Annotated in this window: 24 protein-coding genes and 1 pseudogene; 15 read left to right on the plus strand and 10 right to left on the minus strand. The window is 62.4% G+C overall.

Going from position 1 to position 24,566, the window contains the following annotated elements; genetic code table 11:
• Together BHMPCIPO_RS05055 and BHMPCIPO_RS05060 are read right to left on the minus strand one after the other, a co-directional pair.
• Positions 1-918 (minus strand): 2-dehydro-3-deoxygalactonokinase, encoded by a 918-nt coding sequence (locus BHMPCIPO_RS05055; protein ID WP_173515754.1) that lies wholly within the window; start codon positions 916-918, stop codon positions 1-3.
• Positions 918-1,688 carry an SDR family NAD(P)-dependent oxidoreductase gene (locus BHMPCIPO_RS05060; RefSeq protein ID WP_173515755.1) on the minus strand — a complete coding sequence of 257 codons (771 nt, stop codon included), beginning with the start codon at positions 1,686-1,688 and terminating at the stop codon, positions 918-920. Before BHMPCIPO_RS05060 ends, BHMPCIPO_RS05055 begins: the two co-directional genes overlap by 1 nt.
• A 145-nt stretch (positions 1,689-1,833) precedes the next feature.
• Here BHMPCIPO_RS05060 and BHMPCIPO_RS05065 point away from each other — a divergent pair, with 145 nt between their 5' ends.
• The 3 genes from BHMPCIPO_RS05065 (at position 1,834) to BHMPCIPO_RS05075 (ending at position 4,497) form a co-directional block, all read left to right on the plus strand.
• A complete protein-coding gene (locus BHMPCIPO_RS05065; protein ID WP_173518086.1) occupies positions 1,834-2,649 on the plus strand; it encodes an IclR family transcriptional regulator in 816 nt (271 codons plus the stop codon).
• 191 nt (positions 2,650-2,840) lie between these two features.
• On the plus strand, positions 2,841-3,581 hold the full coding sequence (locus BHMPCIPO_RS05070; RefSeq protein WP_173515756.1) for a LuxR family transcriptional regulator: 741 nt from the start codon (positions 2,841-2,843) through the stop codon (positions 3,579-3,581).
• Between the two features lie 142 nt (positions 3,582-3,723).
• Positions 3,724-4,497, plus strand: a complete 774-nt coding sequence (locus tag BHMPCIPO_RS05075; protein WP_376741619.1) for a LuxR family transcriptional regulator — start codon at positions 3,724-3,726, stop codon at positions 4,495-4,497.
• Here BHMPCIPO_RS05075 and BHMPCIPO_RS05080 read toward each other — a convergent pair.
• Entirely contained in the window at positions 4,494-4,850 is a 357-nt protein-coding gene (locus tag BHMPCIPO_RS05080; RefSeq protein WP_173515758.1) for a hypothetical protein, read from the minus strand. The genes BHMPCIPO_RS05075 and BHMPCIPO_RS05080 overlap by 4 nt on opposite strands.
• Before the next feature lie 209 nt (positions 4,851-5,059).
• Between BHMPCIPO_RS05080 and BHMPCIPO_RS05085 the strand changes: the two genes are divergently transcribed.
• The 9 genes from BHMPCIPO_RS05085 to BHMPCIPO_RS05125 all read left to right on the plus strand — a co-directional run bounded on the left by BHMPCIPO_RS05085 (position 5,060) and on the right by BHMPCIPO_RS05125 (position 14,114).
• Entirely contained in the window at positions 5,060-6,223 is a 1,164-nt protein-coding gene (locus BHMPCIPO_RS05085; RefSeq protein WP_173515759.1) for an Mrp/NBP35 family ATP-binding protein, read from the plus strand.
• A 548-nt stretch (positions 6,224-6,771) separates the two neighbouring features.
• Complete coding sequence (locus tag BHMPCIPO_RS05090; protein ID WP_173515760.1) at positions 6,772-7,749, plus strand: magnesium transporter CorA family protein; 978 nt, start codon at positions 6,772-6,774, stop codon at positions 7,747-7,749.
• Between the two features lie 16 nt (positions 7,750-7,765).
• On the plus strand, positions 7,766-9,664 hold the full coding sequence (locus BHMPCIPO_RS05095) for a potassium transporter Kup (protein ID WP_173515761.1): 1,899 nt from the start codon (positions 7,766-7,768) through the stop codon (positions 9,662-9,664).
• 351 nt (positions 9,665-10,015) lie between these two features.
• On the plus strand, positions 10,016-11,137 hold the full coding sequence (locus tag BHMPCIPO_RS05100) for a cell wall hydrolase (RefSeq protein ID WP_173515762.1): 1,122 nt from the start codon (positions 10,016-10,018) through the stop codon (positions 11,135-11,137).
• A gap of 301 nt (positions 11,138-11,438) precedes the next feature.
• Entirely contained in the window at positions 11,439-11,798 is a 360-nt protein-coding gene (locus BHMPCIPO_RS05105; protein WP_173515763.1) for an AtpZ/AtpI family protein, read from the plus strand.
• A gap of 60 nt (positions 11,799-11,858) precedes the next feature.
• Positions 11,859-12,611 carry a F0F1 ATP synthase subunit A gene (locus BHMPCIPO_RS05110; protein WP_173515764.1) on the plus strand — a complete coding sequence of 251 codons (753 nt, stop codon included), beginning with the start codon at positions 11,859-11,861 and terminating at the stop codon, positions 12,609-12,611.
• Between the two features lie 82 nt (positions 12,612-12,693).
• On the plus strand, positions 12,694-12,921 hold the full coding sequence (locus tag BHMPCIPO_RS05115; RefSeq protein WP_012707029.1) for a F0F1 ATP synthase subunit C: 228 nt from the start codon (positions 12,694-12,696) through the stop codon (positions 12,919-12,921).
• A gap of 76 nt (positions 12,922-12,997) precedes the next feature.
• Positions 12,998-13,615, plus strand: coding sequence for a F0F1 ATP synthase subunit B (locus BHMPCIPO_RS05120; protein ID WP_173515765.1), 618 nt, complete (start codon positions 12,998-13,000; stop codon positions 13,613-13,615).
• 13 nt (positions 13,616-13,628) lie between these two features.
• Complete coding sequence (locus BHMPCIPO_RS05125) at positions 13,629-14,114, plus strand: F0F1 ATP synthase subunit B (RefSeq protein ID WP_173515766.1); 486 nt, start codon at positions 13,629-13,631, stop codon at positions 14,112-14,114.
• Positions 14,115-14,178: 64 nt separating this feature from the next.
• Here BHMPCIPO_RS05125 and BHMPCIPO_RS05130 read toward each other — a convergent pair.
• From BHMPCIPO_RS05130 to BHMPCIPO_RS05140, 3 genes and pseudogenes are all read right to left on the minus strand, one after another.
• Positions 14,179-15,546, minus strand: a pseudogene (locus tag BHMPCIPO_RS05130) (IS3 family transposase).
• A gap of 290 nt (positions 15,547-15,836) precedes the next feature.
• Entirely contained in the window at positions 15,837-16,484 is a 648-nt protein-coding gene (gene rnhB / locus BHMPCIPO_RS05135) for a ribonuclease HII (RefSeq protein ID WP_173515767.1), read from the minus strand.
• Positions 16,485-16,732: 248 nt separating this feature from the next.
• Positions 16,733-17,890 (minus strand): PA0069 family radical SAM protein, encoded by a 1,158-nt coding sequence (locus tag BHMPCIPO_RS05140; RefSeq protein ID WP_173515768.1) that lies wholly within the window; start codon positions 17,888-17,890, stop codon positions 16,733-16,735.
• A gap of 183 nt (positions 17,891-18,073) precedes the next feature.
• Here BHMPCIPO_RS05140 and BHMPCIPO_RS05145 point away from each other — a divergent pair, with 183 nt between their 5' ends.
• A complete protein-coding gene (locus BHMPCIPO_RS05145) occupies positions 18,074-18,610 on the plus strand; it encodes a glycosyltransferase family protein (protein ID WP_173515769.1) in 537 nt (178 codons plus the stop codon).
• A gap of 281 nt (positions 18,611-18,891) precedes the next feature.
• Here the strand turns inward: BHMPCIPO_RS05145 and moaB are convergent, their stop codons facing one another.
• From moaB to BHMPCIPO_RS05165, 4 genes are all read right to left on the minus strand, one after another.
• Complete coding sequence (gene moaB / locus BHMPCIPO_RS05150) at positions 18,892-19,434, minus strand: molybdenum cofactor biosynthesis protein B (protein ID WP_173515770.1); 543 nt, start codon at positions 19,432-19,434, stop codon at positions 18,892-18,894.
• 1 nt (position 19,435) lies between these two features.
• Complete coding sequence (locus tag BHMPCIPO_RS05155) at positions 19,436-20,350, minus strand: 4-(cytidine 5'-diphospho)-2-C-methyl-D-erythritol kinase (RefSeq protein WP_173515771.1); 915 nt, start codon at positions 20,348-20,350, stop codon at positions 19,436-19,438.
• A gap of 7 nt (positions 20,351-20,357) precedes the next feature.
• Entirely contained in the window at positions 20,358-22,193 is a 1,836-nt protein-coding gene (locus BHMPCIPO_RS05160; protein ID WP_173515772.1) for a tetratricopeptide repeat protein, read from the minus strand.
• 162 nt (positions 22,194-22,355) lie between these two features.
• Positions 22,356-23,372 (minus strand): polyprenyl synthetase family protein, encoded by a 1,017-nt coding sequence (locus BHMPCIPO_RS05165; protein WP_173515773.1) that lies wholly within the window; start codon positions 23,370-23,372, stop codon positions 22,356-22,358.
• Positions 23,373-23,479: 107 nt separating this feature from the next.
• Here BHMPCIPO_RS05165 and BHMPCIPO_RS05170 point away from each other — a divergent pair, with 107 nt between their 5' ends.
• Both BHMPCIPO_RS05170 and BHMPCIPO_RS05175 read left to right on the plus strand, forming a co-directional pair.
• Positions 23,480-23,701: a putative signal transducing protein gene (locus BHMPCIPO_RS05170; RefSeq protein ID WP_173515774.1), complete on the plus strand. Its 222-nt coding sequence runs from the start codon at positions 23,480-23,482 to the stop codon at positions 23,699-23,701.
• Between the two features lie 40 nt (positions 23,702-23,741).
• Positions 23,742-24,515 carry a tRNA1(Val) (adenine(37)-N6)-methyltransferase gene (locus BHMPCIPO_RS05175; protein ID WP_173515775.1) on the plus strand — a complete coding sequence of 258 codons (774 nt, stop codon included), beginning with the start codon at positions 23,742-23,744 and terminating at the stop codon, positions 24,513-24,515.
• Positions 24,516-24,566 lie beyond the last annotated feature (51 nt).

The following is a 24,566-nucleotide window of genomic DNA, read 5'->3' on the forward strand; positions in this document are numbered from 1 at the left end:
TCAGAGGGGCCAGATCGCCTGGGCGGCGGTCGAGAGGCCGGCGCGGACCGCCGTGTCGGCATCGACGACCCTGAGCGGGCGGTCGAGGCTTTCGAGCGCGGCTTGATAAAGTGTACCGAGTGAACCGGAGGCGACGAGGCAGATGCCGTCGATCGTCTCGGCTGAGGCCAGTGCGCCGGCGATCTCGAGGCCGATCAGCGTGCCCGACAGCAACGCCTTGGCGTCGGTCGCACTGGCACCGTGCAGCAATTGTCCGGCACGCGCGCCGAAGATCAGGCTGGTCGCAAGCGCGGGATTAGTGCGGGCCTCCGCGACTGCCGCCGCGAAAGCGGGATGATCACCAGAAAAGGCATGCGCGTCGGCGATCGAGTGGCTGAGGATCGAATGTTTCGAGATCACGTCGAACAATTCGCCGGTCATGAAGGTGGAAAAGCCGCTAACTGCGCCGTCTTCGAGGCGAACCCATTTGCTGTGCGTCCCCGGCATGCAGACGAGGTGGCGGCCGCGGCCGAGTTCGCTGGCGGCGCCGAGCAATTGCGTTTCCTCGCCGCGCATGACGTCCGGGTGCCGCCTGTCGCGTTGCGCGAGACCCGGCAGGATGCGGATGTCCCGATCTAGATCCGGCACCGCCACCGCATGGGCGGCGATGTCGGTAAGGGCCGCCGGGGTATCGAGATAGCCGGCCTCGACCCAGCCCTGTTTGGCGCCGGCCATGCCGCAGATGATCGCGGGCAGGTGGCCGGGCGCGTCGACTGCAGCAAGGTGCCGTTCCAGGACGGCGTGGAAACCGCTCTTGTTGGCGGTCGTCATGCCTTCGCCGCTGCGGCGTTCGGCAAGCACAGAGCCGTCCTCGCCGATGATCCACAGCCGGAAACTCGTGGTTCCCCAGTCGACTGCGGCATAATAGGCTGCCGTCATCAAAGTGCGCCTCCATCGATGATCATTGTTTGTGCGGTCATGCCCGAGGAGCAGTCCGACGCGAGGTAAAGGCAGGGCCCGACGAGATCGTCGGCGGTCAGGCTGCGCTTCAGGCACTGCCTTTCCTGCATCTTGGCGATTGCCACGTCGCTGAGCCACAGCCGCTTCTGCCGTTCGGTGACGATCATGCCGGGCAGGATTGCGTTGACGCGGACATTGTCGGGCCCGAGCCTGCCGGCGAGCGATTTGGTCAGGCCGACGATGCCGGCCTTCGCCGTCGCATAGGCTGGAATTTCGCCCATGTTGAGCAGAAAGGCGATCGACGAGAAATTGACGATCGAGCCGCCGCCGGCTTGCCGCATGTGCGGCGCCACCGCCTGGCTCATGAAGAAGAAGTGCCTGAGGTTGACCGCCTGGCTTTCGTCCCAGCTCTCTTCGGTTACGGCTTCCAATGCCTGGCGATCATCGCGCGCCGCATTGTTGACGAGCACATGGATTGCACCGAGCGATTCTGCCGCCGCTTCCGCCGTATGGCGCACCGCTTCGATATCGCGCAGGTCACCGGGAATGAAATGCGGCTTGTAGCCGGTTTGATCGTCGAGCCGTTCGCAGAGATCGGCGCCTGCCCGCTCGTCGATATCGACGAAGGCGACCTGCGCACCCTGGCGCACGAAACCCTCGACCAGGGCGGCGCCGATACCCGAGCCGCCGCCGGTTACCAGCACGCAGCGGTCATGCAAGTCGTGAAACTGTACCTTGGGTGCCGGCATGTCCCGCATTCCCCCGTGAAGGTCGATTATAGTAGTTCCATTATTCGGAACTTGATTTTAGTATATGGAATTATCGTGTCGAAGCGTCTATCTTGTCAAGATCAGGCGCGCGACGGCGGCAGCCACGTGAGACAAGCGAATGACGATGACAAACGAGACGATGGCAGCGCCTGAGGGGCGTGGGGAGGCCGGCACGGGCACGCTCGGCAAGGCGATCGCGGTGCTGGAAGCAGTGGTTACCGCAGACGGCCCGCAGCGCTTTACCGATATTCTTGCCCGGTCCGGCCAGCCGCGTGGCACATTGCATCGGCTGCTCAGCCACCTCGTCGAAGAAGGGCTGCTGATTCAGCGCCGCGATCTGTCCTACGAGCCCGGCCTTCGGCTGCTGACGCTTGCCTATCGTTCCTGGTCTACCAACCGCTTTCGCGACGTCGCCGAACCGCATCTGCAGCGCCTGCACGAATTGACCGGCGAGACCGTGCATCTCGGCATCCTGCGCGAAACGGAGATCGTCTATGTCGACAAGGTCGAGAGCCGGCAGACGGTACGCATGAGCTCGCAGATCGGCAAGGCCTCACCGGCCTATTGTACCGGCATCGGCAAGGCGGCGTTGTCCTTGCTGGGGCAGCCGGAACTGGAGCATTTGCTGGCGAGGACCGAGTTTCACCCCTTCACCTCGCACACGCATCGTTCGGCGGCGACACTGCTCGCGGAAGTCGAAGAAATCCGGCGCGACGGGCATGCCTTCGATCGCGAAGAGCATGAAGCAGAGATTCGTTGCGTGGCTGCACCCATCGCTATTCCCGGTAGTGAACTTGCCGCCGGAATTTCGGTGACGGGGCCGGCCTACCGGGTCAGCATGGAGCAACTGGTGGCCTGGGCAACACCTGTGCGTGAAGCGGCTCGGGCGATCGCCGAAGAGGCTGCGATCCGGCTCGGACCCGGGCGCAGTGGACCTTGAATTCACTTTACGGTAAATTAGAAACATCGACTGGACGCGACGCGTCAAGCTCGATAACTTTAATATATCAGACTCGGGTTCGTGGATGGTCTTAGTCTGGTGTGGTTTTGGTACTTGTAGAATTTTTGACATAATCTTCATGCGGCGTCAGCGGCCCCTTTCTGGCCGCCGGATGCGGAGAAGGGCGGAAGATGATCGATTTCAGCGCGAATTTGTCGTCGTTGACGCTTCCTGATGGGCGGAGCATCCGGGGGCCGATCTGTTGCGAAGAGGACTTTCGGCGAGTGATCGCCCAGGTCGCGGATGCTTACGGTTTCCGGGGCTTTCTGGTGCTTGCGGTCCCGGACACGGGCTCCAGCAGCCTATCGGCCAACGCACTTATGACCAATTATCCGACAGCGTTTCTGCAGGGCTATGACAGCGCCGGCCTGATCAATGGCAGTCCGGTGATCCAGCGCCTGCGCCGCAGCACCATTCCCTTCACCTATGACGCGCATCAACTGGCGCGTCGCCGCTCAGATGGCAAGGGCGATGCCGCCATTTGCGTTTTCGAGCAGGCGAACATGCCGCGCGGCCTCTATCTGCCGGTGCATGACGCGAACGGTCATCGCGCGGCGATCGCCTTCGGCGGCGATCGCCCCGTCGTCTCGAACGACGAGTTGCAGGAGCTCAATCTGTGGGCCGGCGTGCTCTACAGCAAGTACATCGAAATTCGTGAGCGCGATCGCCGCGGGGCGGGCAGCCTCTCGCGCCGCGAGGTGGAGTGCCTGCGTTGGGCGGCCGCCGGCAAGACCACCAGCGAGATGGCGAAAATCCTGGCGCTGTCCGAGTATACCGTCAACCACTACCTCAACCGCGCGACGCGCAAGCTGGACTCGGTCAACCGCGTCCAGACCGTCGCGAAGGCCATGCGCGCCGGTCTCATCAATTGATGATCGGTGCCGGCCGCCCCTGAAGCGGACGGCCCGTCTGCGCTTCGCGAAGGAAATACACAGACTTTTGGGCCGGGGAGGCAGCGATTCTCGATCATCTGTTGGCATTGGCGGGCCGCTCGGTCTATTTGATAATTGATGAATGCCATGGAACGCGCGAATGCAGGATACGATGACGGCCGGGATGACTGACGCAGATCTGCCCCGGGGCGGCGATTTCGCGTCCGAGATCGCAACGCTTGAGACCCAGTTCGATATCATCCGCTATATGCGGCGGATTACGCAGGTCTTCGGCTTCAAGACCTTTCTGATCTGCTCGATCCCCTCGATCGATGTGGAGCGCCTGGCCGCGAGCACCGTCATCTCCAACATGCCGGCGGAACTGCTGAACAAATATGACAGCCTGTCGATGCTGCGCTTCAGTACCGGCGTGCGTCGCCTGCGCGAGACGACGACGCCGTTCCAGGTGACGCTCGAAGCCTGGGAAGGCGAGAGCGGAAAACCGGAAACCGCGTCCGAATACATCACGATGCTGCGCGAGAACGGCATCTTCCAGGCGAGCTATTTCCCGGTTCATGACGCCGAGGGCGGCCGCGGCGCGGTCATCCTGATGGGGCCGCTGGTCGAATTGCCGATGACGGTGACCATGGAACTGCAGATGATTGCGATCCATGTCTACAATCGCCTCGCCGAGATCGGCTCTGTGTGGAAGAGCAGCGGCGCGGCGCTGTCGGAGCGCGAGATCCAGTGCCTGAGTTGGACCGCCGCCGGAAAGACCAGCTCTGAGATCGCCGGCATCCTCGGGCTCTCCGAACACACGGTCAATCACTATCTCAATCACGTGACGAAGAAGCTCGACGCCGTGAACCGCACGCAGGCGGTCGTGAAGGCGATGAAGAAGGGCTATATCAGCTAACCCTGCCGGTGCCGAAGGCCGCTCCTTTTCTCGTGCGCTCCCTGTCCCGCGTTCACGAAGGGGATCGTCCATCGTAGCCGCTGAAATTCCGCAGCCTGTTGCGCAGAAGTGCGCAGCGGATTTGCGATAGCGGCGCGAAAAACATCAAGAGCTTGAAGTGCAAGGAGCGCATCGGAAAGAGCGCGATGCGCCCTAAGCCTTCTGCGATCGCCGCCGACCTGCTTCATCCGTGGACGATCTGCAGCCGGTTGCTCAGAAACTGAGCAGATGCCCTGGCCGCCTCCTTCGTCGGAAATTCGCTCATCTATTTGAAATTTATCGCTGTTTTCGTCTGATGTGAATCTGGCACGCATCCTGCTTTTCTATTGGCGTGTCCAGAGGGGACTAAAAAGAAGACAGCGCCCACGAAGGTCGCGACCGAAAGGGCCACTGCCCGCCTCAAGGTGATCCCGGATGTACGGACACCGGGGCGGGTGGTGGCCCTTCCTTTTTCCGTTATGTCGCATTGGCGAAGCGCCCCGCCTCGACTATCTAAGGGATAACAAAAGAATGAGAGGGCGCGATGCCGGAAGTCACGAAAGAAGTGGTGCTTGAGAAGCTGCGCACGGTGCGTGGCCCGGACATGGAAGGCAACATCGTCGATCTCGGGCTCGTGTCTGATGTCTTCATCTCCGATGGCAAGGCCTATTTCTCGATCACCGTGCCGGCCGACCGCGCCAAGGAATTGGAGCCGATGCGGGCCGCAGCCGAACGCGTCGTGCGCGACATCCCGGGGATCACGGCGGCAATGGTGGCGTTGACCGCCGACCGCAAGGCGGCGCCTGCCGGTGCGCCGGTGCAGCGTCCGCAGCCCTCGGCAGCGCCTCATGCCGGCCATTCCCATGCGCAACGTCCCGCCGGTGGCCCGCCGGCCAAGGCCGGCATCCCGGGTGTCGGCGCCATCATTGCGGTTGCCTCCGGCAAGGGCGGCGTCGGCAAGTCGACGACCTCGGTCAATCTGGCGCTGGCGCTGAAGGCGAACGGCCTCAAGGTTGGCCTGCTCGACGCCGACATCTATGGCCCCTCGATGCCGCGCCTCCTGAAGATTTCCGGAAGGCCGCAGCAGATCGAAGGACGCCTCATCCGTCCGATGGAGAACTATGGCCTCAAGGTCATGTCGATGGGCTTCCTCGTCGACGAGGAAGTGGCGATGATCTGGCGCGGGCCGATGATCCAGTCGGCCCTGCTGCAGATGCTGCGCGAAGTCGCCTGGGGCGATCTGGATGTGCTGGTCGTCGACATGCCGCCTGGCACCGGGGACGCCCAGCTCACCATGGCGCAGCAGGTGCCGCTCGCCGGCGCCGTCATCGTCTCGACGCCGCAGGACCTGGCGCTGGTCGATGCCCGCAAGGGCCTTACCATGTTCCGCAAGGTGGAGGTTCCGGTTCTCGGCATCGTCGAGAACATGAGCTATTTCATCGCGCCCGACACCGGCAAACGCTACGATATCTTCGGCCATGGCGGTGCCCGCAAGGAAGCCGAGCGCATCGGCGTCCCATTCCTTGGCGAAGTGCCGCTGACCATGGGAATTCGCGAAACATCGGATGCCGGGACGCCGCTCGTCGCGTCCGACCCGACCGGCGAAGTCGCTCGCATCTATCGCGATATCGCGACCAAGGTCTGGGACCAGATATCCGCCACGCAGCAGGACAAGAGCCGCGCAGCGCCGACCATCGTCTTCGAGTGACGGATTGCGGCGAGGTCGGCCGGTCCTTCCCGACCGCGGTTCTCTCGGGCTCGGCGCGGGCCGCAATTCAAGGTGCTACTGCGACTTTGCATGTCAGCCATGACGTCACGCCGGGCGCCGAATCGTTTTGCCCTTGATTCGATTTTGATTTAAGCAAACATGCGGTAGGGTGGAGCCGATATGGCGGCACACGCCCCGTGTGCCGGATTGCAAGGGGGCATTGATTTTGCGTTTGCGTTGCGCCATATGCCTTGCCGCACTTGCGAAGGTGCCCAACTTGTCGCCCTCTCGCCGGAGATTTTGGCCTCGCGCGATGACTGAGTTGAAGACTTTGTCCTGACTGGCGGAACTCTCCATCCGATGGATCTCTATTGTGGGTATTTTGTGGCGCACGACCTTTCGCCTTCGCGGTTCGGCACACTGCATGAATCCTCAAATCGGAATGGATTCAAGGATGAAAATTTGACGCCGCTCACTGTGCTACGGCGACGTTTGAGCATGTTGGCTGACGGGCGGCGCTGTCAGGTTCGCATCACGAGGACGGTCGCATGATCACCGGCTATTGCGCCGATGGGACTACCGTCGTCCTGGCGTCGGCAGAACCACCCGAGAAATTGCGTCCCGATATCATCTGGCTGGATCTGTTCGAGCCCAGCAAGGCAGAAGACCTGATGATGGAGAAGCTTCTCGGCATTTCCATTCCGACGCGCGACGATCTGAAGGATATCGAACCTTCGAGCCGCCTCTATGTCGAAGACGATGCCGTGTTCATGACGGCGTCGCTGGTGTTCCGTTCGGATACGGAGGTGCCTGGCCTGACGGATGTCGGCTTCATCCTGTCCGGTGGCCGGCTTGTGACCATCCGCTACGCCGAGCCCCGGTCCTTTACCCTCTTCAAGACATCGATGCATCGCTTCCCGGGCGGTTGCCGCGACGGAGCGGTCGTCCTGACCCGGCTTCTGGAAACGATCGCCGACCGGACCGCCGAGATTCTCGAACAGGCGGTCACGAAGATCGACGACCTGTCGATCGACGTCTTCAGCGACAAGGCGGCAGGCAAGCGCCGGCCGCCGCATTATCTCGAAGCGCGCTTGCGCGATGTCGCCGGCCATCATCGCCTTGTCGCCAAGACTCGCGACAGCCTCGCCTCGCTCTCGCGCTTGCTGACCTTCGTCTACACCGTTCCCGTCGTGCAGGAAGACAAGGACACGCGCGAACTCTGCCGTTCGATCTCACGCGATATCCAGTCGCTTTCCGAACACGCAAGTTTCATTTCCGGCAATATCACCTTCCTGCTCGATGCGTCGCTGGGCCTGATCAACGTCGAGCAGAACGCCATCATCAAGATTTTCTCGATCGCATCGGTCGTCCTCTTGCCGCCGACCCTGGTCGCCTCGGTCTACGGCATGAACTTCCGTGTCATGCCCGAACTGGAGTGGCAGCTCGGCTATCCCTGGGCGCTTGCAGCAATGGTAGTATCGGCTGTGATCCCCTTCTTCTTTTTCCGCTGGAAAGGCTGGCTTTGATGGCCAGTAGGTTTGCATGACCCAACCGCATGCCCCCTCCCACGAGCCGAAGGATCTGCGTCGCTTGCTGATCCTCGGGCTTGGCTCGATCGGTGTCGTCTATGGCGATATCGGCACCAGCCCGCTCTATGCCTTTCGCGAAGCGCTGCGCCCGGTTTCCCACGACGGCGTGACCGACGTGGAGATCATCGGCCTGATCTCGCTGATGATCTGGACGCTGACGATCATCGTCACGATCAAATACGTGCTGTTCCTGCTGCGCGCCGACAACCAGGGCGAGGGCGGCACGCTGTCGCTGCTCGCCCTTCTGATGAAGTCCGCCAGCGGCCACGCGTCGATCCTCTTCTTCATGGGAATTGCCGGCGCAGCGCTCTTCATCGGCGATGCGATGATCACGCCGGCCCTGTCGGTTCTTTCGGCCGTCGAAGGTCTGAAGCTGGTGACGCCGGCGCTATCGGAATACGTGGTTCCGATTGCGGTGGTCATCCTGCTGCTGCTCTTCGCCGTGCAGTCCAAGGGGACTGCGGCGGTCTCCAACTTCTTCGGGCCGATCACCCTCGTCTGGTTCCTGGCCATGGGTGCTGTCGGACTGCTCCACATCGCCGATGACATGTCGATCTTCAAGGCGTTCAATCCCTACTATGCCGTGAGCTTCATGCTCACCGAGGGCTATGTCGGCATCATCGTTCTGGGCGCCGTTTTCCTGACGGTGACGGGTGCCGAGGCGCTCTACGCCGACCTCGGGCATTTCGGTCGCCGCCCGATCCAGTGGGCGTGGTTCGTCATCGTCTTCCCGGCGCTGACCCTCAACTACCTTGGCCAGGGTGCCTTCGTACTCAAGAACCCCGAAGGCATGTCCGACCCGTTCTTCCTGATGTTCCCGAAATGGGCGCTGCTGCCGGCGGTGATCCTTGCGACCGCGGCCACCATTATCGCCAGCCAGGCGGTGATAACCGGCGCCTTTTCGCTGACCCGCCAGGCGATCCACCTGGGTTTCCTGCCGCGCATGGCGATCTTCCACACGTCGGAGACGCATACAGGCCAGATCTATCTTCCGAACGTCAACACGCTGCTGATGTTCGGCGTCATGGCGCTCGTCTTCGTCTTCGGTTCGTCGGAATCGCTCGCCACCGCCTACGGCATTTCGGTCACCGGTGCGATGGTGGTGACGACGGTGCTTTCCTTCGAGTTCCTGCGCACGCGCTGGAACTGGTCGGCGGTCTGGGCGGCTGCCGTGCTGCTGCCGCTGTTTGCGCTGGAGTTCATCTTCCTCGGCGCCAACATGCTAAAGGTCCACGACGGCGGCTACGTGCCGATCATGATCGCCGCCACCTTCATCATCATCATGTGGACTTGGCGGCGCGGAACCGAAATCCTGCACGCCAAGACGCGCCATATCGACATTCCATTGGCGAGCTTCATCAAGTCGATCGAGCGCAAGAGCGAGCATGCGCCGGTGGCCGTCCCCGGAACGGCCGTGTTCTTGACGAGCGATCCGGAATCGACCCCGGCCGCGCTGCTCCACAACATCAAGCACAATCACGTGCTGCACAATCAGAACTTCATTCTGACGATCCGAACCGCCAACACGCCGAAAGTTCCGAAATCCGAGCGGGTGAGCATGCAGCCGCTTTCGGACCGCTTCACGCTGCTCGAGATGCGCTTCGGCTTCATGGAAACGCAGAACGTCTCGCAGGCGCTTGGTCTTTTCCGCAAATCGGGTCTGAAGTTCGACATCATGTCGACCTCCTTCTATCTCGGTCGCCGCAAGCTCGTGCCCGATGCCGAATCCGGCATGCCGCATTGGCAGGACCGGTTGTTCATCGCGCTTGCCAACGCGGCAATCGACCCGTCCGATTATTTCCGCCTGCCGACCAACCGCGTCGTCGAACTCGGCTCGCACGTCATCATCTGATCCTTTTGCCCCTCCCGGGTGAACCAGGCAGGGGGGCTTTGCCTGCGCAGAGCGATAAAGCGGAGCCGTTCCCGCCCGGGGCGGCTCCACTCGCTTTCTGAGCACATGTCCTTCGGCGTAGCGGCATTAACCAAACATCAAGGTTAATGCTTCATTTTCAAGGCTCGAACGAAGCGGCTCCGGCGGGGTGCCCGGCCGCCTCATTGTCTTAGCTTCCCGCGCGGAATCTCCGACGCTGGCTTCTCGCCGGCGCGGGCGGAGCCGTGCCGTCAGTCAAGCGTTGCGTGGAGTCGGTTGGTGCGTAAGAGTCGGAACCTGCGTCAAAAGTCTCGCCTGAACGTGTCCACGTGGATGGCGCCTGCAATCATCGGCCTCACGCTCTATCTCGGCTTCCCCTCCGTCGCCGCCTATGCGGACCTCGCGACCTTCCTGTCCGGCATCAATCGCGGCGGCGAACGCTGGCGCATGTACATGACGCCGTCGCCGGCGGGTTCGATCCACGAAGTCGAGATGGTCTTCGCCGATCCGATCACGACGGGCGCGCTCGATGGCGGCGCCGGCATCGACATGCCCGATGGCAGCCGCGTCGCACTCACTTCCGAGACCAAACACTCCGGCACGCCCGACGAGGAACGCATCAATCGTCGCGACAAGAAGGGACGCATCGTCGCGGTCACGCCGGTGACGCCGCCGAAGGATTTCACCGCCGGCTCCATCCTGCAGCGCACGAGTTCCCTGACGGAGCCGCGCTTCGAGGAGGGCGAGAAGATGGTCTTCGCCAAGTCACGCATCAAGGGCAAGGAGATCGAGATCGCCACGGCCTTCTATAGGAAGAAGCCACCAAAGGCGGATCCCGGCGTTTCGCCCATGCTGGCCAAGCTCGTGACCAACGACAAGCCCGACATTCTTGCGACTGCCTACGTCCGGCCCGAGCCGGACTATGCGCGTGAATCGCCCTTCGACTCGATCCTGCGCGAAGACAAGAACGCGGGTCGCTTCATTCCCGAAATCTCACCCGACGATCATGCCTGGGCAGCAACCGTGCTGCCGCCGACGGTCTTCAGCAAGGAAGAGCAGACCTGCCTTGCCGAAGGCATCTATTTCGAAGCGCGCAGCGAGTCGCTCAAGGGTCAGGCAGCCGTCGCGCAGGTGATTCTCAACCGTGTCCGCAATCCGACCTACCCGAAGACCATCTGCGGCGTCGTCTATCAGAACAAGGCCTGGCGCAATCGCTGCCAGTTTTCCTTCGCCTGCGACATGATCCGCGACCTGATCTATTCCCGCTCGCACTGGAAGATGGCCAAGGAAGTCGCGATGGCTGTCACGGCCGGCAAGATCTGGCTGCCGGAAGTGGGGTCGGCCACCCATTACCATGCGACCTACGTCAATCCGCCGTGGGCAAAGACGATGAAGCGGGTCGGCAAGATCGGCATGCACGTCTTCTACCGGACCTATGGTGGCGGCTGGAGCTGACCGGCGCCGGACTCGATTCCGCCGTCTTTTTCTGTCTGGCCATAGAGCGGAGAATCCGGCCGGCAGAGCGCAGGAATCCTGCGGCAACCTTGTCGCGGATCAAGCTTTTTGCCTCTAACCATTTGAATTATCGTAATAATATTGTCCACGCCCAAGCAGCCCGCATGCCTTGACTATGCGGGTGCCTAAAACTATGTTGCGCGCGACTTCAAATGGGGCCGAAACGTGGCTTGAATGATGGCCTATTGTATGACCGAAATCGCGGTCTGAGACCCGATTAGGACGGCAAGGGAGCGGCCACGTGGCGGAGAAACCTGAAGAAAGTCTGGAAGCGCGGCTGAAGCAGCTCGGCGAGAAGATTGAGGCAAAGAAGCCTCATGCGCCTGATGCAGCAGAGGCCCGTGCTGCCGACAGCCGCAAGGGCTATGCGGCGGCGATGAAGCTCTCGAGCGAATTCATCGCCGGTATCGTTGTCGGGGCGTTTCTGGGCTATCTTTTGGACCACTTTGCGGGTACAGGGCCGTGGGGCATGATCGTCTTCCTGCTTCTTGGCTTCTGCGCCGGCGTGCTGAATGTGCTGCGCTCGGCCGGTATGGTGGCGACACCGGAAGCCGGAAGAGATGGCTCTGGGAATGACAAGAAGGACGGAGACGCCCACTGAGGCGTTGTCCCGAAGAAAACGGTTTCCGCTCTCGGGCGGGCAGAACGAAAGAGAAGCGCGGTGTCAAACGATCCGACCCACCAGTTCCTGGTCAACAAGATTGTCCCGATCGAGATTGGCGGAATTGACTTTTCCTTCACCAATGCGTCGCTGTTCATGGTTGCGACCGTGGGTGCTGCCGCAGGCTTCCTTTATCTGACGACGTCGCAGCGCGGTCTGATCCCGACCCGCATGCAGTCAGTCTCCGAAATGTCCTATGAATTCATCGCCTCGATGTTGCGCGAAGGCGCCGGCAGCGGCGGCATGAAGTTCTTCCCGATGGTGTTCTCGCTGTTCATGTTCATCCTGACGGCGAACCTGCTCGGCATGATGCCCTACTTCTTCACGGTCACCAGCCAGATCATCGTTACCTTCGCGCTCGCCGTCTTCGTGATCGGCACCGTTATTCTCTATGGCTTCTACAAGCACGGTCTCGGCTTCCTGAAGCTCTTCGTGCCGCATGGCGTTCCCGGCGTGCTCTTGCCGCTCGTCGTCGCGATCGAAATCATCTCGTTCCTTTCCCGCCCCATCAGCCTCTCGGTCCGTCTCTTCGCCAACATGCTGGCCGGCCACATCACGCTGAAGGTCTTCGCAGGCTTCGTCACCTCGCTGAGCGCACTCGGCGCTCTCGGCATCGGTGGTGCCATCCTGCCGCTCATCATGACCGTCGCCATTACCGGTCTTGAATTCCTCGTCTGCTTCCTCCAGGCCTATGTCTTCGCGGTACTGACCTGCATGTACCTCAACGACGCTGTCCATCCCGGAAGCCACTAAGGAATAACAGTCGCTTGCTTCCGGCCGGCCCTCCGCCGGAAGCGCAATCCTAAGCCGCAACACCATTCGAAGGAGTTCAAACATGGAAGCGGAAGCAGCAAAGTTCATCGGCGCAGGTCTCGCTTGCCTCGGCATGGCCGGCACGGCTCTCGGCCTCGGCAACATCTTCGGCAGCTACCTGTCCGGCGCGCTGCGTAACCCGTCGGCTGCTGACGGCCAGTTCGGCCGCCTCGTATTCGGCTTCGCCGTTACGGAAGCTCTGGGCATCTTCTCGCTGCTCGTAGCCCTGCTCCTCCTCTTCGCCGTCTAATACCGGCTGGAGTTTCGGCCGCGGCCCGTCAAAAGGCCGCGGCCGCGCATATTCTTGAGTGCACCTGGAGGTGAGCATGTTTGTGACCGCGGCCTATGCCCAGCAGTCAACCACCACTGAAGGCGCCGAAGCACACGATGCCGCTGCGGCCGGTGAGGTGCACACCGAAACGGGTGTGGCCCACGAAGGCGAGGCTGGCTCCGGCGTGTTCCCGCCCTTCGATTCGACTCATTTCGCATCGCAGCTGCTCTGGCTCGCGATCACGTTCGGCCTCTTCTATCTCCTGATGTCGAAGGTCATCATTCCGCGCATCGGCGGAATTCTCGAAACCCGTCACGATCGGATCGCTCAGGATCTCGATGAAGCGTCCCGCCTCAAGGGCGAAGCCGACGCGGCCATCGCCTCCTACGAGCAGGACCTGGCGGCGGCCAAGTCCAAGGGTCACAAGATCGCTGACGACGCCCGCGAATCCGCAAAGGCCAAGGCAACGGCAGACCGCACGGCCGTCGAAGCCGATCTCGCCAAGAAGATCTCGGCTGCGGAAGACCGCATCGCCGACATCAAGGCAAAGGCCCTGGCAGACGTCGGCGCCATCGCTGAGGAAACCGCGACCGCTGTCGTCAAGCAGCTGATCGGTGGAACCGTCACCAAGGCCGAGATCACCGCTGCCGTCAAGGCATCGGCTGGCAACTGAGGAGCACTGAGCTATGCATCTTGATGCAACTTTCTATGCCTTCGTTGGCCTGATCCTGTTCTTCGCCCTGATCGCCTATCTCAAGGTTCCGGGCATGGTCGGCAAGGCGCTCGACGCCCGCGCCGAAAAGATCGGCAACGAGCTGACCGAGGCGAAGCGTCTGCGCGAAGAAGCACAGAGCCTTGTCGCCGAGTACCAGCGCAAGCGCAAGGATGCCGAGGCGGAAGCCGCCGGTATCGTCGCTGCCGCTCAGCGCGAGGCCGAAATGCTGACGGCGGAAGCCAAGCAGAAGACCGAGGAATACGTTGCCCGCCGCACGGCTCTCTCGGAGCAGAAGATCAAGCAGGCCGAAAGCGACGCGATCAACGCCGTCCGCTCCGCTGCCGTCGATCTGGCAATCGCCGCTGCCGAGAAGGTCGTTGCCGCCAAGGCCGACGCCGGTGCACAGAACGACCTGTTCAAGAAGGCGCTCGGCGAAGTCAAGGCACGCCTGAACTAAGCCTCGGCCCATTCCCGATTGAAGAGAGCCCCGCCCCTGAACTGACCCCATAAAGTTGGACGGTTCATAGGCTGGGATGATTTAAGGGCTGGGTCCTGTATTGTACAGGGCTCAGCCCTTTGAGTTTCAGTCTGATGCGGTGATGATTGTAGTAGTGGATGTAGTCTGCGATGCCGTCTTGCAGGCTGTCGATGCTTTCGAAGCGCGTGGGATGGAAGAATTCGGATTTGAGAGTGGCGAAGAAGCTTTCCATGGCCGCGTTGTCGAGACAGTTGCCTTTGCGTGACATGCTCTGATCGATGTTGCGCGCCCGAAGCATGCGCTGCCAGGTCGGCATCTGGTAATGCCATCCCTGGTCGGAATGCAGGATCGGCCGTTCATCGGCCTGCAAGCGGCGCAGAGCCTTGCTGAGCATGCGCTCGACCAGTTTGAACACAGGTCGTCTGGCGGTTTCATAGGCGATGATTTCGCCGTTGTGGAGGTCCATGACCGGCGACAGATAAAGCTTCTCGCCCGCCACGTTGAACTCCGTCACATCGGTCACCCATTTCTGGTTCATGCGCTCGGCGGTGAACTGCCGTTGGATGCGATCGGGCGCCACGTGTCCGGCCTGGCCCTTATAGGAGCGGTATTTCTTCGGCCGGACCAAGGACTTCAGGCCGAGCTCGACCATCAGCCGCTGAACCCTCTTGTGGTTGACCGTCTCGCCCAATCCGCGCAACGCCGCGGTCACCCGGCGATAGCCATAGCGGCCCTTGTGTGCCGCGAAGATCGATCGGATCCGCTCCTTGAGCGCGGTCTTCCGGTCTGGCCGGGCGAGCGCCCGCTGCTGATAGTAAAAGGTGCTGCGCGCCAGGCCGGAAAGCTTGAGCAACCCGTCGAGCGGATAGAATGGCCTTAACGCTTGGACGACTTGCGCTTTTTCGGCGCCTGTTCCCGCGTTAAGGCCTCCAGTTTTTTTAGGTAGGCGTTCTCCATGCGCAGATAGTTCAGCTCCGCCAACAGCTCCTCACGGGCTCTTGGTTTCATCGCTCTGCGAAGCATCCGTTCCACTGGCTTTGACGGGTGGCTTTGGCATGGATGGCGGCCTTCCTCTCCGGCGCGGGGCCAAGGCTTCGATACCGCCGCGTTCATATCGCCTTTCCCAATCCGAAAGGCAGCTGGCATTGCGGATGCCGAAGATCGCCGCTGCCTGCCGGCGGGACAGCCCATCCTCCCACATCCGTTGCAGAATTGACAGCTTGAGCGCGGCGTCATAGGGGCTGAATTTCTTCTCCAATCCCGCCAAACCATGCGCCGCATGAGCCGCAACCCATTTGCGCACCGTCGCATGATCGATGCCGAACTGCGCCGCAACGCTCCTGTAGCCGCGATCACCGCGCAGACAAAACTCCACGACCGACTGCTTGAAAGCCATGCTGTGCTTGGACATGCAAAACCCCCGAAGGTTGATGTCCAACTTTCGGGGGTCAGTTCACCCGTGCGGGGCTTTCTGTTTGCGCCATGCGCCGGGGATCGGCTGCAGGCTCTGGCCAGTGGGGCCATATGGCGCACAGGCCTCCTGTTCGCAGCGAGCCATCCGGCGCGGCACCAGCGAGCCCCGGAAAAAACATCTGTTTGAAGTGCACCTTTGTCTGGGCTCACAGGGCACGTGCTGGCGCTTCGACCTTCTTGCAAGCTGGCGGGCCGGCGCCGGCACTCCCGGGAAGCGCTCCGCGGCTTTCAGTCCTGCCGCAGCGGACGGAAGCTCATACGGTGCAGGGCGCAGGGGCCATGGGTCTCGATGGCGCGACGGTGGGTCACGGTCGCATAGCCGGCATGGAGCGCGAAGCCATAGCCTGGGTGGGCGAGATCAGCGCGGGCCATCATGCGATCGCGTGTGACCTTGGCGACGATCGAAGCGGCGGCGATCGACAGCGATCGCGCGTCGCCCTTCACGACAGCCTTGGCGTGGCAAGGAAGCCCAGGCGGCACGTCGCAGCCGTCGACGAGCACGAAGCGCGCGGGGGAGGGAAGGCCCGCCACGGCGCGCCGCATCGCCTCCAGGCTTGCCTTGCGGATATCCGTGGCATCGATCGTGCCGGCGGAGGCTGAGGCGATCGATACGTGCGACGTCGCGAGGATTTCGTCGAACAGTTTCTCGCGCGCCTGCGCGCTGAGCTTCTTGCTGTCATCGAGGCCCTCGGGAATGGCGTCCGGATTCAGGATGACTGCGGCTGCCACGACAGGCCCTGCGAGCGGACCGCGGCCGGCCTCATCGGCGCCGGCGACCGGCCAGAAACCGTCGCCCTTTGCCGAGAGTTCAAAACTGAAATCGGGCGCTTCGATAACGTCGGGAAAAAGGGGAGAATCGGACGACCTGCGAGACATGAGTCTAATTCGCATGATCGACCGATTCTCTTCAAGCCCCCAGGTCCGAGTGCGGCGGCGGACGGGGGGATAACCGATGCCCCAGGCGGGGGCAGGGCACCGGAACTGCTTTGTGACCTTCCAACGTTCGCCCCTCCTTGCTGGAGGCGGACGCGGTATCGAAATCTCGCCCGTTTCCCGAGCATCCTCGGCGCGAATCGTCGGTCACAAATCCGGAACAGCCGTCGCGTGGCCATTCCGGAAAACTTTCAAAGAAGCGAGAGCTGCACCCCCGTTCCGAGCGGCGGCACGAACAGATCGTCGCGAAGCTGCCGGCGCGTCGGGTTGAAGCCGAGGCGCTTGGTGGCGAGATCGAAGCGGCGGCCGATCTGCCAGGCATAGGGACCGGCGCCTTTCATGCGCTTGCCGAATTCGGCGTCATAGTCCTTGCCGCCACGCATGGAGCGGACGAGCGACATGACGTGGCGGTAGCGATCCGGATAGTTGCGCAGCAACCAGTCGCGAAACAGCGGGCTTACCTCCAGCGGCAGCCGCAGGAGCACATAGCTCGCCTCCGTCGCCCCGGCCGTCCTCGCCGCTTCGAGAATCCTTTCGATCTCATGGTCGTTGAGTGCCGGGATGATCGGGGAGACGAGAACGCCGGCGGGAATGCCGGCCTCGGCCATGGCGCGAATCGCCTCCAGCCGCTTGGCTGGCGTCGCGGCGCGCGGCTCCATCGTTCGCGCCAGCTTCCGGTCGAGCGTCGTGACCGAAATGCCGACCCGCACCAGCCCCTTCTCGGCCATCGGCGCGAGAATGTCGATGTCGCGGGTGACCATCGCCGACTTGGTGACGATCATGACCGGGTGGTTGGCATCCCTCAGCACTTCGAGGATCTGGCGCATGATGCGCCATTCCTTTTCGATCGGCTGATAGGGGTCCGTGTTGGTGCCGATGGCGATTGGCCTGACCTTGTAGTCCGACCGCGCCAATTCGCGCTCCAGCAGCCGCGCCGCATCCGGCTTGGCAAAGAGCTTCGCCTCGAAATCCAGGCCGGCCGACAGGCCCATGAAGGCGTGCGTCGGCCGGGCGAAGCAATAGATGCAGCCGTGCTCGCAGCCGCGATAGGGATTGATCGAACGATCGAAGGAGATATCGGGGGATTCGTTCCGGGTGATCACCGTCCGCGGCTTCTCGACCTGGACTTCGGTCTTGAAGGGCGGCAGATCCTCCAGGCTTTCCCAGCCATCGTCGAAGCTTTCCCGCGCCTGCGGCTCGAAGCGGCCGGATATGTTGAGCCCGGCGCCGCGTCCGCGGCGGCGGTCGATGTCGATCCGCAAGCCCGTTGCGCTCATCATCGCTTCGGCGACATCCGCCGTATTGGCGGGCGCAAGCGCACCCTGCCTGATCTGAGACAGCTCGTTCATTGGAATCTCCCCGGAATCAGATCTTTGATCCCGTTTTGTTCTGATTATTTTCCTATCGCGAATACGAGAACAATTCAAGAACAAAAAACAGCGGCGGTTTGGCCGAGGATTCGCGCTTCCCGGTTCGCGACCAACGCCGGCCGGGCATGTAGCAATTGTAGCGGTGATGCGGTAGGACGAGCTATGCTGACGATCATCATGGAAACGCGAGACAACGAAGCCGAGCTGGTTCAGACGCTGTCGGTGCTCGTCGCCGGCGCCGTGGAGGGCCTGGTCAGTGATGTGATCATCCTCGATCACGGCTCCAAGGACGGCTCATCGCGTGTGGCGGAAGCGGCCGGCTGCCGCTTTTGCGTCGACTGGAATCTCCGCGAAATCGTGCGTTCGGCACGCGGCGAATGGCTGATGCTGCTGGAACCCGGGGCCCGTCCGATCGGTCGGTGGGTCGACGAACTTGCCGAGTATGTCGCGCTCAACAGGACACCTGCGCGCTTCTCCGGTTCCAGAATGCACCGCAAGCCGTTCCTCAGGCGCCTGGTCCGGCGGAGGAAACCGCTGGAGGCGGGTTTCCTGATGAGCAAACACGATGCGCTGACGGCGGCTGAGGGCAACCTATGCCTTGGTGACATGACGAATGTCCGGACCGTTCGCAAACTCTCGACGGAACTCGTTCCGGCCTGGGTTGCCGTCGAAAGCAGGCGGGCGCCGGGAGCTCGCTGATTGCCGCATGAGAAAGGTGCCAGTCCCCGCGGGACGGCACCTCAAGGTGGCTCTCAAATGACCGTGTCTGATAAATTTCTTGCCGGGCAGCATTCTGGCTGCACGTCGTATCCCCTTGTTCTCCCCGCCCGGGAATAGCGGCGGGGAGGTGTCTTTGCAGCCCGAAGAAAGGTGCGGCGGCCGATCTCGCTGGGCTGACATCGGACGCTAATGACGGGAAAAATGGCTGTCTGTTACAAAGGTAACAGGGTCGAAGAGCGAGGGGCCGCAGCGGCTCCGGCTCAGCCGCGTTTCAGGTGTTCGTCAAGCCGCGGCATGATCTCGACGAAGTTGCAGGGCATGTGCCGGTAGTCGAGCTGTTGCTTCAAGATGCCGTCCCACGCGTCGCGGCAGGCGCCCGGCGATCCCGGCAGAACGAAGATGAAGGTGGCGTTGGCGACGCCGCCGGTCGCGCGCGACTGGATGGTCGAGGTGCCGATCTTCTCGTAGGAGATCCGATGGAAGATCTCGGAGAAGCCGTCCATGCGTTTTTCGAAAAGTGGCTCCAGCGCCTCCGGCGTCACGTCGCGGCCGGTAAATCCCGTGCCGCCCGTCGTGATCACCACGTCGATCGCTGGCTCGAGCGTCCAGGCCTTCACTTGCTCGTAGATCCTCGCCTGATCGTCTGGCACGATCGCGCGTGCTTCCAGGCGGTGGCCTGCGTCGCGCACGCGCGACTCCAGCGTGTCGCCTGATTTGTCATCGGCGAGCGTGCGTGTGTCGGACACCGTAAGGATGGCGATTCCGACGGGAATGAAGGGACGTTTTTCGTCGATGCCGGCCATTCTACCTGTCTCTCCCTGTCGTGTTGCAGGCGAGAACGTACCAGCCGGGCTGCGCCGCCGAAAGAGTGCGCGCTGTCGCAGCCGCGCGTTCACCGTCGTCGAAAATGCCAAAGCAGGTGGCGCCCGAGCCTGACATCCGCACCAGGATCGCTCCGGCTTCCGTGAGCGCCTGGCAGACGTCGCTGATCACGGGCTGCAATTGCTGCGCCGGCGGCTGCAGGTCGTTGCGCATCGTTGCCATGGCCGACAGCCAGTCGTCCATCGTCTTCATGTGCAGCGGCAGCACGAGCGGCGGATTGGTCTTGTTCCCGAGCGTCCGGAAGACGACAGGCGTCGAGACGGCGACGAGCGGATTGACCAGCACGAGCGGCAGGGAGGGAAGGTCGGCAAGCGGCGTGATGTCCTCGCCGATGCCCTTCGCCACGAGAGGTTTGCCGGCCAGGCACATCGGTACGTCGGCGCCGAGCGTCAATGCCATCGCATCGAGGCGGGAGGGTTCGATCGTCGCGCCCCAAAACTCGAGCAGCCCAAGAAGCGTTGCCGCCGCGTCGGCGGAGCCGCCGCCGATGCCGGAAGCGAGGGGAAGGTTCTTTTCGAGATGCAGATGGACAGGGCCGGCAGCGGCGGGGTTGCGGGACCGCAGCTCTTCACGCAGGAGGTCTCGCGCTTTTAGAACCAGATTTCCGCCCTCAGCGCTGGCATCCATCGGCAGTTCGGCCGCGAAGGGCCCCGACACGGTGAAGAGATCGGCGTCTGCCAATGCAAACCCGATCCGGTCGCCGCGATCGGCAAAGGTCACGAGACTTTCGAGAAGATGGTGGCCGTCGGCCCGCTGGCCGACGACGTGAAGCGCCAGATTGATCTTTGCGGGCGCCGCGCGCGTCAGCGTGAAGCCCGCAATGCCGTCCTCGGTCATGGATCGATCAGGACTTCTTGTCCGGCGCCGGCGCTTCCGGGATCGCCTTCTTCGGCGCGGTTTCCTTCGCGTCGGCCGAGGCCGGAACCCCTTCCTTCAGCGGCGGCAGGCCATTTTCGATCTTCGCCTTGATCTTCGGGATTTCCGCTTCCTCGGGCTTCAATTCCAGCGTCTGCGTCCATTGGAACACCGCTTCGAGCTTGCGGCCGACACGCCAGTAGGCATCACCAAGGTGGTCGTTGATCGTCGGGTCGCCGGCCATCAGTTCAGCCGCCTTCTCCAGTTCCACCACCGCGTCGTCGAAGCGGTTCATGCGGAAATAGGCCCAGCCAAGCGAATCGACGATGTAGCCGTCGTCGGGCTTCAGTTCGACCGCCTTGCGGATCATCTCGAGGCCTTCATCGAGGTTGATGTTCATGTCGACCCAGGAATAGCCGAGATAGTTCAGCACCTGCGGCTGGTCCGGGTTGAGTTCCAGCGCCTTGCGGAAGTTCGGCTCGGCCTTGTCCCAGAGTTTCTGGCGCTCGTAGGCGATGCCGCGTTGGAAGAATACGGTCCAGTCGCTGCGCTTCGGTACCGGCCCGATCTGTTCGACGGCCTTGTCGTAAAGCTCGCCCATCTCCTTGTAGTCCTTGGCATCGGAGAGCACGCTGCCATAGGCGAGATAGTTGCGGATGTTCTTCGGATCGACGTCGATCAGCGCTTTCAGGTGCTTCTTCGCCTCGTCGACCTTGCCGATGCTGGCGAGGCTCAACCCGAGCTGCAGCTCCGAAACCCGCCGCATCGGGGAAGTTTCCGGTATCGCCTTGTAGAGCTCGATCGCCTCGTTCGGCTTCTTCAGGTTCTCGGCAATACCGCCGAGCATCACCAGAATGTCGGCACTGTCGGGGTCGAGCCGGCGGGCGGTCTGCAGGTAGAGCGAAACGATGTCCTCGGCGCCCTCGCGATTGAGCGCAGCACCAATGGAGAAGAGCACCGCTGCAGTACCCTGGCTGGCGTTCTTGACCTGCTGTTCCTGCGGAACCCCGTTCTCGATATCGGCCCTCAGCGCCTGCAGCGGCGTATAGTTGTTGACCATGTTTTCGCCGACGGCGACGGTGTCGAGCGCCTTCTGCTTGTTGCCTTCGCGCGCCTCGAAACGAGCGAGCGCTTCGACCGCCCGCATGAACGTGTCAGGCGCCGCACTCCCGCCTTCGCGGTCCAGAATGGCATCGTTGAGCCTGGTCCGGGCTGTCTGCTTGTCGCCCGCGGCAACCGCGATCGCCCCCGCGTGATAGTTCTTGAACACGCGGAACCAGTCGGGACCTTCGAGCCCGTTGATCTGTGCCAGCGCTTCCTTCGGCTTGCCCTGGCCGAATTTCGCCCAGGCGGAAAGCAGGCCGTTCATCAGCCGGTCGAGGTCGTTGGGGCCTTGGTAGTTCAGGAGCTTCTGCGCATTGCGATACTCGCGCTTGCGGATCGCTTCGATTGCGCGGATCACGGTGGTGATGCGCTCGACGGCCGGGTCGGACTTGAGCTGGTCGGCAATCTTCGCGCCTTCGTCGAACTGGCCGGCCATCAGCAAGGTGATCATCAGACGCTGCTTGACGTCGTTGTTATTGGGTTCGAACTGCAGCGCGATCTTGTAGAGCTCGGTGGCGGATGCGAAATCGCGATCCGTATCGGCCGTACGGGCAGCGAGGAAAGCGCCCGCGAAGGTGTTCACCGATTTGATGTCAAAGGGCTCGCTTTCCTCGACGGCGGCAGCCTTGTCTTCCGCGAAGGCCTGGTGGCTGCCGCTGACTGCGGCGAGAGCCAGCAGTGCTGCGCCGCTGAGGAGGCGGAGGATCGTCATTTGCCGCATGTCAAACCTTTCGTGCCGATTGCTCGGCCTTGCGCACCACTAAGGGTTGTTGTCGGAGTCAGCCACATATAGCCCAGCACAACTCTTGAGGAATAGAATGGCTTTTTTGGCGCAATGCGGCAAGAAATTCCTGTCGTTCGTCCCGGTACGGCCGAGGTCCCGTCAGCTTACCCGATCGATGCAGAAGTCGATCACTTCCGTGAGAGCTGATTTCCAAAGTGAGGCCGGCAGCGGTGCCAAAGCATCGCGGGCGATCGTGCCATAGTGCTGGGCGCGCGCGATCGTATCGCTCAAGCCGCCATAGCGCTTGATCAGGCCGAGCGCCTTGTCGAGATTGGCATCGCTGCTGTCGCCGCCTTCGATCGCCTCGCGCCAGAAGGCGCGGTCTTCCGCCGTTCCGCGACGGTAGGACAGGATCACCGGAAGCGTGATCTTTCCTTCGCGGAAATCGTCGCCGACATTCTTGCCGAGGTCGCTCGACGAGCCGCCGTAGTCGAGCACGTCGTCGACGAGTTGGAAAGCGAGGCCGAGGTTCATGCCGTAGGACTTGAGCGCGTTACGATCGGATTTGCTGGTCTGGGCGACGATCGGCCCGACTTCGGCGGCAGCGGCAAAGAGTGCCGCGGTTTTTGCGCGGATGACCTGCAGATAGTCGTCCTCGGTCGTTTCCATGTTCTTGGCAACGGAAAGCTGGAGGACTTCGCCTTCGGCGATGACGGAGGCTGCGGTCGACAGCACGTCGAGCGCGTCGAGCGAGCCGACATCGACCATCATGCGGAACGCCTGGCCGAGCAGGAAGTCGCCGACGAGAACGCTCGCCTGGTTGCCCCAGATCGTGCGTGCGGTGGACCTGCCGCGGCGAAGATCGCTTTCATCGACGACGTCGTCGTGCAGGAGCGTCGCCGTATGCATGAACTCGACGCTGGTGGCGAGCTTGACGTGGGCGTCGCCCTCGTAGCCGAACATCGAAGCGGAGGCGAGCGTCAGCATCGGGCGTAGCCGCTTGCCGCCGGAAGAAATCAGGTGGTTGGCGACCTCGGGAATCATCTGAACGTCGGAGCCGGCCTTCGACAGGATGAGCTGGTTGACGCGCTCCATGTCCGGCGCAGTCAGGTCGACGAGCGGCTTAACGGACGCCTGTTTGTTTTTGCTGTCTTCCAGCGGTATCACTACGCCCACACCGGGACTCCTGTTTTCATTGTCGCTTTCGACAATAGGAAGGGGTGCCACGTGCGGCAAGAGGCGAATTGTCCCGCTTGCTGAAATAGGACAGGAAAAACCGCCGGATGAAGGAATTGATCCGTACCAACGATGCCGTCGTGCTCTCCTTTGCCGAGAGCCTGATGAAGGATGCCGGCATCGCATGTCTCATTGCCGATCAGGGGATGAGTATTCTGGAAGGCTCGCTCGGCCTGCTGCCCCGCCGTTTCCTGGTTGCGGATGAAGACGCGCAAGCCGCGCGGCGGATCCTGATCGACGCCGGGCTCGAGGCGGAGTTGCGGCCGTGAGGGTGCCATGCAAACCGGTCACGCTGCAGGTGCAAGAATCATGACGTCTGCTGCGGCTGAAACCGTCGATGCCTTTCATCGCGGCAAGTTCCACGTCGTCCAGCCGCTGGGGCAGGGGCATCGGTCCGGCATGGATGCGATGCTGCTGGCGTCGCTCGTTTCCGCGGACCGTCCCTGCCGCGTCGCCGATCTCGGCGCCGGTGCAGGTGCTGCCGGCATGGCCGTCGCCTCGCGGATCGAAGGCGCGGAGGTGGTCCTGGTGGAGCGCTCGCCGATCATGGCGGACTATGCCCGCCGCAGCCTGAAGCTCACCGAAAACGCCCGCTTTGCGTCGCGGGTCTCTGTGCTGGAGGCCGATGTCTCGCTTGCCGGCAGGGCGCGTGTCGCCGCGGGCCTCGCCGATGACAGCTTCGATCACGTGATCATGAACCCGCCGTTCAATGATGCTTCCGACCGCAAGACGCCGGATAGTCTCAAGGCGGAGGCGCATGCGATGAGCGACGGGCTCTTCGAGGTCTGGGTGAAAACCGCCGGGGCAATCATGAAGCCGGGCGGACAGTTGTCGCTGATCGCCCGGCCGGAATCGATCGCGGAGATCATCGCCGCCTGCGGCCGCCGTTTCGGCGGCATCGAGATCACGGCGCTTCATCCGCGCGTCGGCGAAAACGCCGTGCGGATCCTGGTGACGGCGATCAAGCAGAGCCGCAAGCGGCTGGTACTGCGCGCGCCTCTCGTCATGCATGAAGAAGGGCACCGCTTCGCCGATCATGTCGACGATCTCAACAATGGTCGAGCCGCCTATCGCCGCCGCTGATTTACCGTATGCGGATTGCGTTTGCCGCGCCAGTGCATACATGGCATGGAC

The organism is Ensifer sesbaniae (genome assembly GCF_013283665.1).
Lineage (GTDB): Bacteria > Pseudomonadota > Alphaproteobacteria > Rhizobiales > Rhizobiaceae > Ensifer > Ensifer sesbaniae.

Coding starts and splice junctions, on each gene's coding strand:
- BHMPCIPO_RS05065 (WP_173518086.1), top strand. CDS start 1,834: ATGACAAACGAGACGATGGCAGCGCCTGAGGGGCGTGGGGAGGCCGGC.
- BHMPCIPO_RS05070 (WP_173515756.1), top strand. CDS start 2,841: ATGATCGATTTCAGCGCGAATTTGTCGTCGTTGACGCTTCCTGATGGG.
- moaB (WP_173515770.1), bottom strand. CDS start 19,434: ATGGCCGGCATCGACGAAAAACGTCCCTTCATTCCCGTCGGAATCGCC.
- BHMPCIPO_RS05155 (WP_173515771.1), bottom strand. CDS start 20,350: ATGACCGAGGACGGCATTGCGGGCTTCACGCTGACGCGCGCGGCGCCC.
- BHMPCIPO_RS05120 (WP_173515765.1), top strand. CDS start 12,998: ATGTTTGTGACCGCGGCCTATGCCCAGCAGTCAACCACCACTGAAGGC.
- BHMPCIPO_RS05160 (WP_173515772.1), bottom strand. CDS start 22,193: ATGCGGCAAATGACGATCCTCCGCCTCCTCAGCGGCGCAGCACTGCTG.
- BHMPCIPO_RS05100 (WP_173515762.1), top strand. CDS start 10,016: ATGGCGCCTGCAATCATCGGCCTCACGCTCTATCTCGGCTTCCCCTCC.
- BHMPCIPO_RS05140 (WP_173515768.1), bottom strand. CDS start 17,890: ATGAACGAGCTGTCTCAGATCAGGCAGGGTGCGCTTGCGCCCGCCAAT.
- BHMPCIPO_RS05080 (WP_173515758.1), bottom strand. CDS start 4,850: ATGCGTGCCAGATTCACATCAGACGAAAACAGCGATAAATTTCAAATA.
- BHMPCIPO_RS05055 (WP_173515754.1), bottom strand. CDS start 918: ATGACGGCAGCCTATTATGCCGCAGTCGACTGGGGAACCACGAGTTTC.
- BHMPCIPO_RS05075 (WP_376741619.1), top strand. CDS start 3,724: ATGCCATGGAACGCGCGAATGCAGGATACGATGACGGCCGGGATGACT.
- BHMPCIPO_RS05095 (WP_173515761.1), top strand. CDS start 7,766: ATGACCCAACCGCATGCCCCCTCCCACGAGCCGAAGGATCTGCGTCGC.
- rnhB (WP_173515767.1), bottom strand. CDS start 16,484: ATGTCTCGCAGGTCGTCCGATTCTCCCCTTTTTCCCGACGTTATCGAA.
- BHMPCIPO_RS05125 (WP_173515766.1), top strand. CDS start 13,629: ATGCATCTTGATGCAACTTTCTATGCCTTCGTTGGCCTGATCCTGTTC.
- BHMPCIPO_RS05090 (WP_173515760.1), top strand. CDS start 6,772: ATGATCACCGGCTATTGCGCCGATGGGACTACCGTCGTCCTGGCGTCG.
- BHMPCIPO_RS05170 (WP_173515774.1), top strand. CDS start 23,480: ATGAAGGAATTGATCCGTACCAACGATGCCGTCGTGCTCTCCTTTGCC.
- BHMPCIPO_RS05060 (WP_173515755.1), bottom strand. CDS start 1,688: ATGCCGGCACCCAAGGTACAGTTTCACGACTTGCATGACCGCTGCGTG.
- BHMPCIPO_RS05175 (WP_173515775.1), top strand. CDS start 23,742: ATGACGTCTGCTGCGGCTGAAACCGTCGATGCCTTTCATCGCGGCAAG.
- BHMPCIPO_RS05085 (WP_173515759.1), top strand. CDS start 5,060: ATGCCGGAAGTCACGAAAGAAGTGGTGCTTGAGAAGCTGCGCACGGTG.
- BHMPCIPO_RS05145 (WP_173515769.1), top strand. CDS start 18,074: ATGCTGACGATCATCATGGAAACGCGAGACAACGAAGCCGAGCTGGTT.
- BHMPCIPO_RS05115 (WP_012707029.1), top strand. CDS start 12,694: ATGGAAGCGGAAGCAGCAAAGTTCATCGGCGCAGGTCTCGCTTGCCTC.